The sequence below is a fragment of the Fulvivirga sp. genome (genome assembly GCF_040218215.1).
GTDB lineage: Bacteria > Bacteroidota > Bacteroidia > Cytophagales > Cyclobacteriaceae > Fulvivirga.
Window position 1 is genome coordinate 83,298 of the sequence record NZ_JAVJQL010000025.1, and the last position, 16,990, is coordinate 100,287.

15 protein-coding genes are annotated in these 16,990 nt (G+C 38.2%); 4 read left to right on the top strand and 11 right to left on the bottom strand.

Going from position 1 to position 16,990, the window contains the following annotated elements:
• Positions 1–13: 13 nt before the first annotated feature.
• From RIB54_RS17545 to RIB54_RS17560, 4 genes are all read right to left on the bottom strand, one after another.
• A complete protein-coding gene (locus tag RIB54_RS17545; protein WP_350064833.1) occupies positions 14–1,099 on the bottom strand; it encodes an efflux RND transporter periplasmic adaptor subunit in 1,086 nt (361 codons plus the stop codon).
• 151 nt (positions 1,100–1,250) lie between these two features.
• The gene (locus RIB54_RS17550; RefSeq protein ID WP_350102103.1) at positions 1,251–1,673 is read right to left on the bottom strand and encodes a hypothetical protein; all 423 of its coding nucleotides are present in this window, start codon (positions 1,671–1,673) and stop codon (positions 1,251–1,253) included.
• Positions 1,674–1,899: 226 nt separating this feature from the next.
• Entirely contained in the window at positions 1,900–5,904 is a 4,005-nt protein-coding gene (locus tag RIB54_RS17555) for an AAA domain-containing protein (protein WP_350102104.1), read from the bottom strand.
• A 57-nt stretch (positions 5,905–5,961) separates the two neighbouring features.
• On the bottom strand, positions 5,962–6,705 hold the full coding sequence (locus RIB54_RS17560) for a ComEA family DNA-binding protein (RefSeq protein WP_350102105.1): 744 nt from the start codon (positions 6,703–6,705) through the stop codon (positions 5,962–5,964).
• Between the two features lie 211 nt (positions 6,706–6,916).
• Between RIB54_RS17560 and hemA the strand changes: the two genes are divergently transcribed.
• The 3 genes from hemA to RIB54_RS17575 all read left to right on the top strand — a co-directional run bounded on the left by hemA (position 6,917) and on the right by RIB54_RS17575 (position 9,723).
• Positions 6,917–8,182 carry a glutamyl-tRNA reductase gene (hemA, locus tag RIB54_RS17565; RefSeq protein ID WP_350102106.1) on the top strand — a complete coding sequence of 422 codons (1,266 nt, stop codon included), beginning with the start codon at positions 6,917–6,919 and terminating at the stop codon, positions 8,180–8,182.
• 87 nt (positions 8,183–8,269) lie between these two features.
• Positions 8,270–9,043, top strand: a complete 774-nt coding sequence (locus RIB54_RS17570) for a S1/P1 nuclease (protein WP_350102107.1) — start codon at positions 8,270–8,272, stop codon at positions 9,041–9,043.
• Positions 9,040–9,723: a DUF2461 domain-containing protein gene (locus tag RIB54_RS17575; RefSeq protein WP_350102108.1), complete on the top strand. Its 684-nt coding sequence runs from the start codon at positions 9,040–9,042 to the stop codon at positions 9,721–9,723. Before RIB54_RS17570 ends, RIB54_RS17575 begins: the two co-directional genes overlap by 4 nt.
• A 53-nt stretch (positions 9,724–9,776) precedes the next feature.
• On the opposite strand, the gene RIB54_RS17580 is transcribed toward RIB54_RS17575, so the two are convergent.
• Both RIB54_RS17580 and RIB54_RS17585 read right to left on the bottom strand, forming a co-directional pair.
• Positions 9,777–10,601: a M57 family metalloprotease gene (locus tag RIB54_RS17580; protein WP_350064819.1), complete on the bottom strand. Its 825-nt coding sequence runs from the start codon at positions 10,599–10,601 to the stop codon at positions 9,777–9,779.
• Positions 10,602–10,908: 307 nt separating this feature from the next.
• On the bottom strand, positions 10,909–11,676 hold the full coding sequence (locus RIB54_RS17585) for an exodeoxyribonuclease III (protein ID WP_350102109.1): 768 nt from the start codon (positions 11,674–11,676) through the stop codon (positions 10,909–10,911).
• A gap of 80 nt (positions 11,677–11,756) precedes the next feature.
• Between RIB54_RS17585 and RIB54_RS17590 the strand changes: the two genes are divergently transcribed.
• A complete protein-coding gene (locus tag RIB54_RS17590) occupies positions 11,757–12,128 on the top strand; it encodes a group III truncated hemoglobin (RefSeq protein WP_350102110.1) in 372 nt (123 codons plus the stop codon).
• A gap of 342 nt (positions 12,129–12,470) precedes the next feature.
• Here RIB54_RS17590 and RIB54_RS17595 read toward each other — a convergent pair whose 3' ends face one another.
• The 5 genes from RIB54_RS17595 to RIB54_RS17615 form a co-directional block, all read right to left on the bottom strand.
• The gene (locus RIB54_RS17595) at positions 12,471–12,641 is read right to left on the bottom strand and encodes a type II toxin-antitoxin system RelE/ParE family toxin (protein ID WP_350064813.1); all 171 of its coding nucleotides are present in this window, start codon (positions 12,639–12,641) and stop codon (positions 12,471–12,473) included.
• Complete coding sequence (locus RIB54_RS17600; RefSeq protein WP_350102111.1) at positions 12,631–12,879, bottom strand: hypothetical protein; 249 nt, start codon at positions 12,877–12,879, stop codon at positions 12,631–12,633. Before RIB54_RS17600 ends, RIB54_RS17595 begins: the two co-directional genes overlap by 11 nt.
• A gap of 219 nt (positions 12,880–13,098) precedes the next feature.
• Positions 13,099–14,091, bottom strand: coding sequence for a flotillin-like protein FloA (floA, locus tag RIB54_RS17605; RefSeq protein WP_350064809.1), 993 nt, complete (start codon positions 14,089–14,091; stop codon positions 13,099–13,101).
• A gap of 5 nt (positions 14,092–14,096) precedes the next feature.
• Complete coding sequence (locus RIB54_RS17610) at positions 14,097–14,567, bottom strand: NfeD family protein (protein ID WP_350064807.1); 471 nt, start codon at positions 14,565–14,567, stop codon at positions 14,097–14,099.
• A 36-nt stretch (positions 14,568–14,603) separates the two neighbouring features.
• Complete coding sequence (locus RIB54_RS17615) at positions 14,604–16,706, bottom strand: WG repeat-containing protein (protein WP_350102112.1); 2,103 nt, start codon at positions 16,704–16,706, stop codon at positions 14,604–14,606.
• Positions 16,707–16,990: the final 284 nt, after the last annotated feature.

Genomic DNA, 16,990 nt, shown 5'->3' on the forward strand with positions numbered 1-16,990 from the left:
TTGGGATACTTAATTATTCAGCGTAGAGGCTCAAATGCGATATCGCATAGTTGGGCTCTACAAATTCATAGCTTATTTCGTCATTCTGTCTAACCAAACGAAGGCCTTCAAGGAGGAGCTTATCATCTTCTTTCAAACCGCCTTCAATTATGTAAATGTGTGGCAACTCTGCGGCTACTTTAATCTCTCTTGATTTTATGGTATTATGCTCATCAATCACATATACATATCTTTTATCAAGTATTTCAAAAGTTGCCTTTTGTGGGATTAGCATGGCATTTTTGTAAGGCACTTTCATCAATATGTTGCCCGTTTCACCATGTCTTAGCAGGCCTTTAGGGTTAGGAAAAGTGGCCCTGAAAGCAATATTTCCAGTCTCATTATTAAAGTCGGCTTCTATCGTTTCGATCTTGCCAGGGTATTGGAACACTTTATTGTTCGCCATCATCAGGTTCACTTCCACAAGACTATCTTTGTTAATAGTAGTTTTATAGTCCAGGTATTCTGCTTCGGGCACATTAAAGTAAACCCACATTTTGCTGTTGTCAGACAAACTGGTAAGCAGCTCACCCTCATCAACAAGGCTTCCTATCCTCACATGAAAACGGTCCATAATACCATCAAAAGGTGCTTTTATTCTTGTAAAACCAAGGTGCACCTGAGCTAGTGACACTTCAGCTTTGGCTTTGTCAAATTTAGCCTTGGCCAAAGCCAATTCATTTTTGGATACCACATTGCTATCGGCCAGCGATTTAGTATTCATAAATTCGATTTCAGCAAAATTGGCTTCTGCCTGTGCTTTCTGCAGTTCAGCCTCATAAAGCATCGGCATCACCTGAAACATAAGCTGCCCCTTCCTGATAAACTGCCCTTCATCTACAAATACACTTTGTAAGTAGCCCTTTTCTAAGGCCCTTACTTCGATATGATTAACAGAATGGATCTGGCATACATAATCTTTAGTAATAGATGTATCCATTCTGGCCGGACTGGTCACCAAAAATTTGGTTTCCTCCTCCGCATGTTCACCATGGCCTGAGTTGCAGCTTGTACTATACATCAATGCCCCAAAACCCATGATTAAGAGAATTCTCTTCATTGTTTTAAATTTATTAACCAATAAAATTTTTGTGATTATTGTGAAGCGCAAACAGCACAACACAAAAGCCTGCCTTGCTTAAGCTATCGAATACAAGATGTTAAGAAAACAGGGATATTGTCAGGCAATAAAAAGCCTGCATGGATTTAAATCATATTAAAAATACCCCAAGCTCTACATTGAGGGGTATTTCATAAGAACAATAGGAACTCCGCTCACAGAATAATAAGCAGTTTTTGATAAAATGGGAATAAAATAGGGCTTGCTTGGTGTCAAGAAGAACAACATAGTAATCACTGATTTCCAATAACCTTTTGGAGGAAGATTCCTTATTCTCTTCAACCTCCTCTTCTTCTGCAAACTCAATAGGATCTTTGCTTTTTTCCTTTTCAGTTTGGGGGGTTATAATACCGGGGTTTGGCGCCTGATCCTCTGTAACATTAACATACGTTTGATACTGAGTGCTGGCATCAGAGGCAAATGTATCGTGGACAGTATGGGCAGACAGATAACCGTATCCACTCCAAAGAAGGATACATAGTGAAAGGATATATTTTGTGGCTACTCTAACCATCAGGAGCACAAATGTGCACTAACTTAAAATTATAAACAAACAGTAATTATCTGATTTTATTCAAAATTAATGACATAAATATCTGAAGGTCAGAAATATAAAGTATAACAAACGATTGAATCAATCATTATTACCGTGTAAGATTAATTGGTGAATATTTGAAAAATTGATGTCTTTTTAGAAAAATTCGTTGCCTCTCCATTAGCTGGTTCTCAAACAAATTGATTTAAGACCCCTCAATAAACCTCATTATAGTTTCCTGCACTTGCTGACGGTGGCTCCACCACTCACGGCTAAAGAAGCCTCTAAATCGCCAGTGCTTTTTGCTGAGGGTAAAAGGAGTATAAACATGAATATCCTTAATAGAAGGACTTTCAAAATATAGCTCATCATCGGTCATTATCAACGCTTTATAATCAGCTTTACTTTTAACAGTAATATCTGCAAAGGGCAACTCTTCTGAAAGCTCTACTGTATCGAGTTGCTCAGATGTCCACTTCTGCAAGGCTGCCTTTAGGTACCAGTCCGGACGATGTCCTTTAATTTGTGGCAATGACGGCTTGAATTGTCCCTGACTGACATGATAAGCGTATTCCAAATACTTCTTCAACAACTTAGGCCCTTCATTTTTACTATCCTCAACCTTCAGCTGATTAGGCATTATGCTGCTGATAATAATCACCTTTTCACGAGCACGTGTGACAGCTACATTCAACCTGTTCTCTCCATGTACTGCATTTAGACTACCAAACTGCATGTTCATTTTGCCCTTTTCATCAGGAGCATAAGCAGTGGAAAAAATGATCACATCCTTCTCATCTCCTTGCACATTTTCAATATTCTTCACAAACCAACCTTCCGGCCATAACACACCCTTTTCTATAAACTCCTCATCAATTTTATCCAGGATGTGCTGCTGCTGCTTCGCGTTAAAAGTAACAACACCCACTTGTTTCTGCTTATCTTCTTTGGCCAGATCAAGCAACATTTCCACTACTTTCTGAGCTTCGATATCATTGATATTGCTTTCCCAAACGCCATCTACTTTGTGATACTCAATACCTGGGACTTTGCTATTCACCACATCAAAATCAGGAAGGAGTTTCAACTTGCCACCATAAAAATGCTTGTTAGAAAAATCAATTAAATCCAATGATCGGCTTCTGTAATGGCCATTCAACTGAATACCCATCAAATATCTATCGGCCAGCTCGAGCAATGAATCTACTTCCAAATCAGGACTGTCATTTTCATCATCATACCTGGCCTGATAAAGGTCATTGGGGCGAAGCTGCATGCTATCACCGGCTATCAGCACCTTATTGCCTCGATACATCGCTGGTATTCCGCGCTCAGAGAAACATTGCGAAGCCTCATCGAAAATGACAAGGTCAAATATCTCATGCATGGGAAATATAGCAGACACAGCTTCTGGGCTTGCCAGCCAGCAAGGTACCAAATCAAATAACTCCCGTTGATGCTCAGCCACAACTTTCCTTATCGGCCATACCCTGCGCTTCTTGGTAACCTGATGGTATAAATCACGGTAGGTGACCATATTATTGAGCCTGTTATGCGTGGCATTGGCATAGGTTCTTTCTCTGGACCGCAATAGCAACATATCATTGCTAACCATTAACTTCTCTTTGACCAAATTCTGAAGTTCAGCTTCCAGCTTATGAAATTTTCGCGAAGACACAGAGCGCAAAATTGGAAACTTGGTCTCAATATGCTCTATCCAAGCCAGCCGCAGGCTGTTCTGGAAAATTTTCTCCAATGTCTGTGATTCTGTAATGTCAGTTTCCTGAATCAGTTTATCAATGGCTTTTATTTCATGAACAGCCATTTCATTTTTAACCCTGTCAAATTCACACAGCTCTTCAAAGTCTGTTCTAAGGGTTTCTTTCAGGCGATTCACATACTCAGGCTTTCGCTCCACCGCTGTAATCTGACTTTCTGTAAGATAAATCAGCCACCTTTCTTTCTTCTGGGGTATCTCCTTTATAATTTGAAATAGCTGTTCTATTCCATCTTTAAGTTCAGTATATTCCATCTTCTGAACACTGAAATACTGCTTGAAATTTCTGAGTGAATTGAAAATCAACTTAGCCTTAATGGTCAGCTTCAGCAAATGAAACCATGTCTGAAAATGTACCTTCTCATAGCTTGCAGGCACATCTGGCACCCATTCCCTGGATTTGAGTTTGGTAAGGTTGTGCTCCAGGTTCAACCTGTTATCAATGCGCTCAACCAACACCTTAAAGCCTTCCCGGTTTCTCTTCAGCCCGTTTTCAACAAGTACTCTCTTGATGAGGTATTTGTCTTTTGAAAACAACCTCCATTTCACCAAACGAAACAAACTTCTGCGTGCATCAATATTACGCTGCAAGGTCTCCTGAAACTTACCCAGCTGATCAGATGGTAGTGAAACTTCTGGGCCTTCACCCTTATAACATTCCATCAAAACCCTCTCAATATTTGATAACCACAGCGTACTTGTCTCTGCATCACTAAAACCCGATAAGTGCTGGAAGTAGCTGTAAGCCTTGTCGTTCTTTAATGTACCAAGCATCTCTACAATAAAATCACGCTTGCTCAGCATGAACTCAAAATCTTCAAGTGTTAGTCTGGAGCCTACAATTTTCTCTGCCCGCTCCGCAATCTCTTCCTGATAAGCAGGTATTTCGTCTAATATTTCATTGATTGTGCGTTGGTCCCCAACACTATAATGCTGAAAAGAACGCCTGTCAAACCACTCGTAATCAGGTCTTCCAAAAGCCTGGATGTGCTCGGCATAATCCTTTAAGTGCAGAATAAAATCATCCAGCTCATTGATCTTGAATTGGGTGTATTCCTGTTTGAAATTGATGGCCTCGCCTTCTAAATCTGAAGTAAGGTAAAGCTCTTTTACTGAAGCTCCCGCTTCACTTTCATCAAATAGAGCAAACTTAAACTCTTCGAGTTCTTCAGTAATCTGATCAATGCGCCTGCTTATTTGTAAAAATTTTCTTTCCAGCTGGATAGCATCAAGACCATTGTTGAGCATTTTATACTCGTCTATTCTATCAACCTGACTAGCTATTTTTTCAAATATGGTTTTTCTGTCATTCTTAAAATCATGAACAAGCCCCATAAAAGGAGTCATCTCCTTTTCATGCATTCTATTGTACACCACATCAAGTGCCGCTCGTTTTTGGCTTACTACCAGCACCTTTTTGCCTGTGGCAATATGGTCTGAAATTAAATTACAGATGAGTTGAGATTTACCAGTGCCGGGAGGTCCCTGAACAACAACAGAATTACCTTTCTTTATTGCCTTAAGGGCATTTTCCTGATGGGCATCCATCTTAAATGGAGTGAAGGTCTTTTCTTCTTCAACACTATCAAGAAATGAATATCGCTTATAAACCGAGGCCTCTTCCTTTGGCGTTCGGCCAATAAAAAACTCCTCGACATCCTGAACAGAATTATTGCTAAGCAATGTGTTATAATCTGGCACAAGATACGAGCCCGACTGAGGGAAAATACCCAAAACTGCTTCAGGAAATAGTTTTAATTCACCATCTCCAAATTTTTCCAAAAAATCGGCTTTCTTGTAATCTTCAAACTTCTGCAAGTCATCCTGAAAATTGTCTTGATTAAAATTAAGCTCTATATCACTGTCTTTAAAAAGCTGATATAAAGAAGTTCTGAATACGGTACTGTCGGTATCAAAATCTTCAAGGTTTCTATCAAGGAAATCATCTGAGATTTTCACTCCATTATAATGACCATAGGCCAGTAAAAATGACTTATTTAACGAAGGCCCTTCTTCAGCTCTGGGTTTTAATATCCATTTACCATTGGTTAGATCAAGGTCAACAGGAAAAAATAATAGTGGTGCACGCAACGGAGTGCCGTCAGACAGTTTGCCCTTTACAAATGGCCACCCTACATAAAGGTCTTTTGAACCACGTTCATCATAAATGAACTTTTCGGTTCTCGATATTTTTTTTAGCTGATGGCTTATTCTGTTAGTCTCCTCATCACGGCTATCAAATTGCTGACAAAGTGTATGTCTGTGCCCTCCGATAAGAGACTCTATTATCCCAAATGGCCCATTTTTATTTATAAATTGTAGCTCCTTTATATCAAGGTATTGGTCTTTATTCAATCTTAAAAGCAACAGCGACCTGTTGTTGGCTGATAGATTGGTCAGCCGTTTTAAATATGATTTGAGGACATCTAGCATAAGCAGAAACCAAGTAACCAAAAAATAATAAATAATTGAGACACTCCCGTGTATTAATTATGGTTCTTGAAATTTAATGTACGGTGTTATTTGCCGCAGCTTTAACGAATCCAATTGATGAATATTCTGTAAGTCAGCTACTTGATTGAATGGCCCATGTTGAAACCGATAATTAATAATTGCTTTTGCCAATGTTCTTGAAATGTAAGGGTGCTTAGATAAACCCCACTCATCTATTTTATTAATGTCTATTTGTGCTGGTGTAAATGTTGCCGATAAGGTAGACATAGAATCAAGTGCGAAGATGACAGAATCCTTTAATCCATAAACCTCTTTCAACTGATCTTTATTGGTAAAACCTCCCAAAAGATCACGGTATTTAATAATCCTTTTGGATAGAACACTTCCTATTCCCCTGATTTGCCTAAGCTTTATTGTATCGGCAGTGTTTAAATCAAAAATTTCAATTTTTGTTTTGTAAACCTTTTGTTTTGGCCTTTTATCAACTCTTTCGGTTGACTCAAAACGCTTATTCTTGAATTTACTATAGCGGTGTACTGCATAAGGCTCGATATCACCAGCGGAAGAATCGATAATAATCGACTTTCTCCAAACCGCAACAAGGCTATCCAACACAAGTTGATCTTCAATCTGCAACTCTGCATTTTGAGCCTTATAATTACGATACCAATAGGGTGAAATTATGAACAGGAACAACAAAGGAATCAGAATTACCATACCATTGGCTTCGGTTTTAGATATTCCTAATTGACTTCTTAACCAATGATTAATTCTATTCAATTATTCCTAATTATTTTTTATTCAAAATAATCATTAATTATTTATACATCAAAAAAAATAACAAACTGATTTTTATCATTTAAATATCTGACCTGAATAGGATTAATAAATATTGAGCTTTTTACCTTTGTAAGATGTAATAATTTGAATGCATTCTAAATAATGATGGGTGTTTTCAAAACAATTCATAACTGATTAGATTTGCAACTTAATGGAGAATAACTTCAAAGTCACCGGACTATCATTTAAAAGCACACCAATTGAGGTGCGCGAGAAGTTGGCATTGGATGAAACTCAGGCCAAAGAATTAATGCAGTTTATTAACAATAACACTGCTGCTACTGATATTCTGATACTTTCTACCTGTAATAGAACTGAGATTTATTACAACTTAGGCACTGACCTGAACAATGAAATTGCTACCGGCCTTGCTTTGATCAAAGGTGTTAAAAAAGATGTTGTTGCTTCATATTTATCGTGCATTGCAGAAAATCATGACGCTGTCAAGCATCTTTTTAATGTTTCTATGGGGCTTGACGCTCAGGTAGTTGGTGATATTCAAATCTCTAACCAGGTAAAGAAAGCTTATCAATGGAGTGCTGATGAAAATTCAGCAGGGCCATTTTTACATAGGTTGATGCACACTATCTTTTATGCTAATAAGCGTGTAGTACAGGAAACATCTTTCAGGGATGGTGCAGCTTCCGTATCGTATGCTACCAAAGAATTAATTGAAGATATTACCACTGAAATTGCAAACCCTAAGATATTGATCCTCGGATTGGGAGAAATTGGTCAGGATGTGTGTAGAAATTTTGTGGGTAGTAAAAAAGATATAGTTATTGCTAACCGCACAACAGAAAAAGCTGAAACATTGGGAGCTGAATGTGGCTTCCCAACAATGGGCTTTGAGTCTGCACTTACAAGCCTTTCTTCTTTTGATGTAATTGTTTCTTCTGTTGCTAAGAATGAACCTACCATTACTAAAGAAAGTGTTTCTCAGATAGAAATTTTAACCCCAAAGTTCTTCATTGACCTTTCTGTTCCAAGGAGTATCGAAATGACAATTGAAGATGTGCCGGGCGCATTACTTTACAATATTGACAATATTCAGAGCAAAGCTTCAGAAACACTGAATAAGCGAATAGCTGCGGTTCCAGATGTAGAAAATATTATCAATGAGTCGCTGGTAGATTTTGAAGATTGGTCAAAAGAAATGATCGTTTCCCCTACTATCAAAAAACTAAAAGGAGCTTTAGAAAATATTCGTCAGGAAGAAATTCAGCGTTATTTAAAAGATGCATCTAGCGATGAGGCCAAGGTTGTTGACACTGTAACAAAAAGTATGATGCAGAAAATCATGAAGTTGCCAGTACTACAGCTAAAAGCAGCATGTAAAAGAGGTGAAGCTGAAACCTTAATAGACGTACTTAATGACTTGTTCGATTTGGATAAGCAATCAGAACCGTCTAAATAAAAAAAATCAAATTTTATTTACACATCATTATTTATTAACAACCGTTAATAATGTTTTTGATATTTTTAGATTTTCAAAGATTAAGACATGGTTAGAGTTAGAGTAATCGCATTTTTATTAATTACGATTTTTAGTGTAGGGCAAGCATTTTCATGGGGACAAATTGGTCATCGTACTGTTGGGTTAGTAGCACAAAAGCACCTCAATAAGAAAACCAAAAAGAAGCTAAAGGAGCTGCTTTTTCATGAATCGCTAGCTATTATTAGTGTTTGGATGGACGATGAAAAGTCTAATCCGGATTTCAGGCATGCCAGTGACTGGCATTGGGTAACTATTCCGGAAGGTAAAACTTATGCCGAAACAGAAAAAAATGAAAATGGTGATGTCATACAGACTATCAATAGAGTCATATCAGAGTTAAAGTCTGGTAATCTAACGAAAGAACAGGAAGTTATGAATATCAAAATACTGGTTCATTTAGTAGGAGATATTCATCAACCATTACATGTTGGGACAGGCGAGGATATTGGGGGCAATGCCGTAAAAGTCAATTGGTTTAGTGATGATTCAAACCTTCATAGGGTATGGGATTCGGACATGATTCAAAGCAAAGAATTCAGTTATACAGAATTAGCGTCTTCCATAGATCATGTTGACCCAGATATCATCAAACTTTGGCAACAGGATGATGTGCTGGTATGGGCAAAAGAGTCCATGGATTTAAGGCCTCAGGTTTACAATCTGCCAGAAAATAAAAGACTTGGATACCAATACCTTTATGACAACTGGTCAACAGTAGAAAAAAGACTACAGCAAGCCGGAATAAGATTGGCCGGAATACTTAATGACATCTACTCATGAGTTCCATAGATCCATCTGTCTTCAAGTTTCTCAACAACCTTCGAAAGAATAATAACAGGGATTGGTTTGGTGAAAATAAAGATAAATATGTATCCGCGCATGAGGCCGTAATATCATTTGCCGATGACCTGTTAGCTGAAATGAAAAAACATGATGACCTTGAAACGATTTCAGGGAAAAAATCACTTTTCAGAATTTATAGAGATGTAAGGTTTTCCAAGGATAAATCACCATACAAAACCCACTTTAGCGGATCTTTTAAAAGAGGGACTAAATGGCTGCGCGGAGGCTACTATTTCCATATCGAGCCCGGCAATGTATTTATAGGTGGTGGTTTCTTTTCCCCATCAAAAGAAGACCTGCAAAGAATAAGGGAAGAAATAGCCGAGGATGATGAGCCTATGCGTCAAATACTGAATGACAAAGGATTCAAAAGGCATTTTGGCGAGTTACAAGGTGAACAACTGAAAACAGCGCCTAAAGGATTTGACAAAGAACATCCGGCTGCAGATCTTATAAGATATAAGCAATTCTATTTTATCAGCCAGTTTAGCGAGGCAGAGGCCAATAGCAAAGGCTTTGCTAAACTGATGTCAGAAAGGTTTGCACTTCTACGCCCCTATTTCAATTACATGAGCGAGGTGCTTACTACTGACGCTAACGGGCTCCCTATAGTATAAAAAAAGGCGTCTGGTTAGGACGCCTTTTCGGGTTTGGTTTACAGGTTGAACTATTAATATAAATAGTTTAATGCTGTTCTATCATCGTTGTTGAAAGGTCTGTCCCCTCCATCTGTACAAGCTAGCATCCAGGACTTAGCAGAAGCAGATGCGCCTGTTGGTGTTCCTGGGATGTGGTTTGCACCTACACCGCCATCACCTTCGTTGGCAGTACTACCACCGCAGCTGATACTTCTATCAAAAAAGTCAGTATGACGGAAGCCAATGCAGTGACCCATTTCATGAGCAATGATTGTAGCAATACCACCGGTGCTTAGGCCATAGCTTGACTCAAGGATACCACTCATTTTGATTTGTCCATAAGGATCACAACCATTAGTTGGGAATCCAGCCGAACCTAACACACCTCTTCTTTCATCTCTTTTACTCAATCTTGTCATAACGATATCTGCACCGCTTGATGACGAGATTCTTGAGAATGTAATTGAAAGGTTTTGAGCATTGTACCTTGAAATTGCCAAATCAAGACCGGCAATCATACCTGCACTGTAGCCATTTCTGCCACCTACTGGAGCGTAGACAGTTATGTTTCTAGGGCCACAAACAAGATTGTTTGTGCTGTACTGCTCTAAGATAGGTAAACGGTCACCAGTCTTCATTTCCTTCAAGTCATGGTCTGTAAGGTAAATGTCATTTTCCACCAGGTAACCCGACTCAAATTTAATAGCCCCTTCGGTGCTAAAACCCATGGACTTGATTTGCCCTAGGACTTCCGCAGAAATAGGTTCGATCTCAGGAGCCACACTTGCATTATCGCAAGAATAAAAGATACCAGCTGCAAAAGCCGATGCGATTAATAAAGAATTGAACTTCTTCATAAGATTAATTTTTGGTTTAAGTTGAAATTAAATTACCCCGCAATATGGGGGATTTGGGATAAACGGCCAAATGAAATTTTGAGATTTGTCAATTGCAAAATATTAAATAACTGAAAACTAGATAATTGACATAGTTTGTTTCAAGTGAAAAAAATTAGACAGGCGGTTTGGAAATAAAAAAAAGCAGCTTGAATGGCTGCCTTTTTCTCAAAACTTATGCTATTAATTGACTCAAATAATCTTTCTTATTTTCTGTTTAAGGTTTTATTATTGAATAGATTTAACAAACCAATTCCGTAACAAATCCCTAGTTTTCGATAGTAATACTTATCGGGCAATGATCAGAGCCCATATATTCATTATGTATTTCGGCTGATTTCACTTTACTCATAAGCGACTGATTTACAAGGAAATAATCAATTCTCCATCCAACATTTCGGCTTCTGGCATTGAACATATAGTTCCAATAACTGTATTTCACTTCATCTGGGTGAAGCTTTCTGAAAGTATCCACAAAGCCATTTGCTAAATATTTTTCAAAGCCATCTATTTCCCTTTGAGTGTAACCGGCTGATTTATTGTAGTTTTCCTTTGCCCTGGCAATGTCAATTTCCTGATGCGCAACATTCAAATCCCCACACAGAATTACTGGTTTTTTACTTTCCAGATTCTTCAAATAGTGCAAAAATTGCTTGTCCCAATCTTCACGATAATCGAGGCGGTTTAGGCCAGCCCCTGAGTTAGGGGTATAAACGTTTACCAAATAGAAATTTTCAAACTCAGCCGTATTTACACGTCCCTCCTGGTCATGCTCCTCTATGCCTATATCATGGGTCACGTTTAACACCTTTTCTTTGGTAACAATGGCAGTGCCGGAGTAACCCTTTCTGGCTTTGGAATAATTGACATAACTCGAATAATCATCAAATATCTGAAGCGCTGTTTGTGCCTCTTCCAGGGGCGCCTTTGTTTCTTGAAGACAAAAGACATCAGGACTTAATGCATCAATACTATTCTTAAAATCTTTTTTTAAAATGGCCCTGATGCCATTAACATTCCAGGAAACTATTTTCATGAGCTGTAGTTTATTTCTTAATGATCACATGCAAATTGATTCAATCAAGTATTATTGTCAACGATTAAGGGAAATAATTAATGACGGATATTTCAAACAGGAAGGATATTGAGCAATTGATGAATGCCTTTTATGGTAAAGTGCTCAGCAATGAAGAAATAGGCTTTTTATTTACTGAAGTGGCCAAACTGGATTTGGAAAAACACCTGCCTATCATCTGTGACTTTTGGGAAAGTGCCCTCTTTCAAAAGACAATATACAAGGGCAACGTACTAACCGTTCATCAAGATCTGAATGAGCTACATGCTTTAACCGAACAACACTTTCAAGTTTGGCTTGAAATATTCAATACAACTGTAGATGAGCTATTTAAGGGTAACAATGCCGATCAAATTAAGATAAGGGCCCTGTCTATTGCTACAGTGATGAGGAGTAAGATTTTGTATAAGTGAATACTTTGCAGCTATTATTTCCTCCTTGACGTTAACATAATACAGGTCTTCTGTTTTGAAGTAAAACCCTAAATCTTTACTCTAACTCCATCCTTATATTTCAAGAATTTGCCATAGACGAGCATATTTTTTTAAATGCTGTTTAAACAGAGGCAAGAGCATAATATTAGAGGCGAAAAATTACTTCGAAACACGCCCTAATTTACCTGGATCCTGGCTGGTATGAAAAACATCAGTAACAATCACCACTTTGTTCAAGGGTTGATACTCATAAATAACCTTGTAACTAGCAACAATTAAGTAGCGGCTATTCTGGCCTATTTCTGTTAAAAATGGTTCGCGTTATCCAGATTCTGAAAAGGCAGTTAGCTGTTCTACTTTGTCAAATATTGTATTCACTAATTTTGCTGCCGGAGGATGGAATTTTTCTTTGAACCTTACATATTCATATATCTCATCCAGACAGCTAAGCGCAAACGGAGTCCACTTAATAGTGTTTTTCTTACTTGGCATGTTTCTTGGCAAAATATGCCTGAGCTTCTTTCTGAGTGAGTAACTGGTCTTCTTCTATAGCTTTTCTGGAAAGTGCATTCCTTTCATAAAAGGATTCCCTTGTCATAGGAAACAAACTACGCTCGTACCTTTTAGCTTTACCAAAATCCAGCATATTTCTTATCGCTTCTACCAAATGTATGTCTTCTATTTTGTCTAATTCCGACTTGATATATTCTTTCTCTGCTTGTAAAGCCATATTCAAATTTTATTTATTTACAATTTAACGATTTTTCTGATGTTTTAATCTCAGCAAACCGTGGATAGTTACACATCTTCTTATAAGCGTTTGATGTTTATGTACTTTTTCACCTTTCTAAAATAATTGAATTTTTTGAAGCTTTATTTCAGAACAGGACCCAGTTCAAACGATAAAGGCGCCCGTGGGCGCCTTTATTATATCAAATTCAAGCTTTATTTACTCCCCTTTACCTTTCGGCTTGGAAGAACTTTTCCCAGGTTTGGCGATAGATTCACGCATTTCGGTATCAGCCTTTATGTTGTCCATTTTGTAGTAATCCATGATACCTAAGTTACCTTGCCTGAAGGCCTCGGCCATAGCTTTTGGTACTTCCGCCTCTGCTTCAATAACCTTAGCTCTTGCCTCCTGTGCTTTCGCCTTCATCTCCTGCTCTACCGCTACGGCCATGGCTCTACGCTCTTCAGCTTTAGCTTCAGCTACTTTAAGGTCAGCACTAGCCTGATCAGTTTGAAGTTTAGCTCCAATGTTAGCACCTACATCTACATCAGCAATATCAATAGACAGAATCTCAAATGCTGTACCTGCATCAAGACCTCTTTGCAATACAAGCTTCGAAATTTTATCAGGGTTCTCCAATACATTTTTGTGCGACTCTGCTGAACCGATAGAGGTTACAATACCTTCACCAACCCTTGCAAGGATGGTATCTTCTCCGGCACCACCAACCAACTGCTGGATGTTAGCCCTTACAGTTACCCTTGCAATGGCGATAAGCTGAATACCATCAGCAGCCACAGCGGCCACTTTAGGCGTAGTTATCACTTTTGGATTTACAGATATCTGTACCGCCTCAAAAACATCACGACCTGCAAGGTCAATGGCAGTGGCCTGCTTAAAGGTCAAATTGATATTGGCTTTATCGGCAGAGATTAATGCCTTGATAACTGAAGGAACATGACCACCAGCCAGGTAGTGTGTTTCTAATTCCTTTGTACTTACAATTAGCCCCGCTTTGGTAGCTGTAATCATTGAATTGACAATCACTCCAGGAGGCACTTTTCGTATCCTCATGAACATAAGCTCGAACAAGCCCACATTTACATTTGAGAAACGGGCCGTAATCCAAAGCCCTACTGGGATAAAATAGATGAATATAAAAAAGCCTATTATACCCAGAAAAATAATCGCAATTAATCCGAATTCTTCCATTAGTTTTAGTTGATTGGTTCTACTATTATATTATTTTTTTCAATTTTCGTTATTTGCACCGTGGTGCCAGAATCTACATAAGCACCTGTGGTCCTTACTTCATATTCTTTATCATTAAGTTCTGCCTTGCCCATTGGCTTTAAGGTAGAAATAGCTACTCCTTTATCTCCTACTGCCAGGCTGTCGGTAAGCCCCTCGTTGACCTTGCCTTCATTGGTGTCTTTGAGTGCCAGCTTTTCCCATGTTTTATTCCTGAAGCTTATATAAATAGCAAGACCAAAAAACACGGTTGACCCTAAAGTAAACCACCACCCTACTTCACTTCCGAAATAGTCAAAGCTTAGATAAATGCCCAGTACCGTGGCAATCAATCCTAATATACCAACTACTGTAGTGCCGGGCACAAATAGCACTTCAACAATGAGAAGTACAAATCCGGAAATGACTAGAAAAATAACTGTGGTCCAGGCTGACATATATTCTTTAAGTAAAGCCTAAAGCTACTAAAAATATTATTGCGCTACTTTTACCCATGATGATTTTTTCTTTACAAGATATTCATCAAACCTGGCATCATAAAAAAGGTCGTCATACATAAGGGGAATAACGTCTACCCCATTGCTGGTTAATACTCCATATTTGCCAAACAGGCTCACTTTCACATACCTATCGTTAACCTCTTCAAGCATGTCATATTTGGCATTTATCAAAAATCCACCTTCAGAATCCAGCAAACCATATTTGCCCTCTTTTTTAACAAGGAACCTTCCTGATGGTAATGAAGTAATCTGATCAAAGTTTTGTGGAGTTAGTTTTTTGCCCAGTTTATCAATAATACCATACCCCGTATGTGCTTTTACAATGGCCATATTGTTCTTGAAAATACTTACTTCAGTATAAACAGGTTGGATAATTATATTCTCATGTCTATCAATATAGCCCCATTTACCCAACAACTTAATACTTACCAATCCATCACCAAAGTCACCCACATCTTCATACCTATTGGCTATAATAAGTCTGTTCTGATTATCAACAAAACCAAACCGCCCCTGATATTTTACAGCAAATAGACCCTCGCCTGAAGACCTGATTTCTTCAAATCGCTGTTGTGGAATATCCCTATTTACTATTCTGCCATTAAAATCAATTTTCCACAATCCTCCGTCAGACAAATGCTCAAGTAAATGATCTTCCATAATATCCACTTGATTTTCTGTGAAGTAAATAGTCTCATCATCATAGCTTTTCAATGTGCTTAACTTGCCAGATTTAATAAGGTAATAATCATCATTGATAATTGTTAATCTTCCCTTTTGAGGCAAAACCACCCAGTCGCCATTTTTATCAAGAATGCCATACTCACCATGAAACCTTACTACGACCATATTATTTATAATCTCACCTAACTGATCATAAACACAGTGAATAACTTCATCACCAGACCTATCAATAAAGCCCCAGTGGTTTTTCTTTTTTACCGGATAGTAATAACCTGTCCGTCTTCCTATTTCATCGTAATTGGTATTGGATTTTTGTATGCCATGAAAGTCGAACAATGACCAGCTGCCCTGGCTTTTGGCATAGATAACATCATTGTTAAGTATGAGGGAATCATACTTTGGCCTCATAAAAACTTCACCGCCCGTATCTATAATTCCCCATTTATTATGATACCTGAATAGCATTTTTCCATTTACCGGTTCCTCTATACATGAAAATCTTTGGGGCGTAAGCGATTTGTTTTCTTTGTTAATTACCCAGCTTTTACCATTGGCCTCCACTTTATAATTTTCATTGCCAAAGGGTATGATGTTATCATAATTCATTGATAATGAAGCTTTACCTGCTTTGAGCACCTGCCATTCGTCAAAAGCTTTTACTTGTAGTTCATCTTCAAGTCGAACATCCTGAAACTGCGGTTCTTCAACTATTTGTCCATTATTGTTAACCACTCCAAGCTGGTGGTTGGCATAGATAATAGCATGGCCATTTTGGTAGTTCGAAATACTATCTAAAACGAAATCAACAACAGGTTTACCTGCATCAGAAAAAATGGCTGTTTTGTTATCAAAATTCTTAACGGCAAACCTTAAATGACCAAGACTGACTATATCTTTATATTCAATCGGTATTACCAGTTTATCGGCCATATCTACTACTCCAAACTTATATTGCCTGCCATATTTCACCCCAACAACAGCACGCAGGCCATCGAGCTTAATGGCATTATATCTAAATGGGATAATGACTTTACCCTGGTTGGTGATCACTCCTAAAAAGTCGTTGTGGCTAATCTTGCCTCGTACCGAAGCTATATAAAATCCCCCCTTTGCCGGGTATAAATTTGTATACTCTGGTTCAGTTATCCTTTGATTGTCTAGAGCTAAAAGGCCCCAAAATTCCCCTTTTCGATATCCTATGGTGTTGCTGGTTGGCTCATCTTCACCAGTGCTCCAGCCTAGCTCTTCGTATTCAGCAGGAATAATAACATTTCCAGTGGCATCAGAAAGGCCTACCTTACCATCTTTATAAATAAGTTGAAAATCCTTTGACTGGGCTACAGAAACAGCGGTGATTAAAATCAGTACTAATCCGCGTAAAAAATATCTCATTCTCCTTCACTAACAATAAGTCTCAAATGTAATTGGTTTGGCTTTAAATGTCTATTTATGGCATCTCTATTTGCAATTGCATATTGAAATTTGCTGCCAATTTAAAAATGGTTATCAGATGTTCTCAATTATTGCCCATAAGGGCTCCATATAATTGAACCTTAAAGTGGGTTTTCCGTTCAACGAATCATGAGATTTTTAATGTCATTTTTATTGTGGTGCATATTATTTGTGCTGTGCTGGCCAATAGCTATTCTGGCAATATTCCTTTACCCAATCATCTG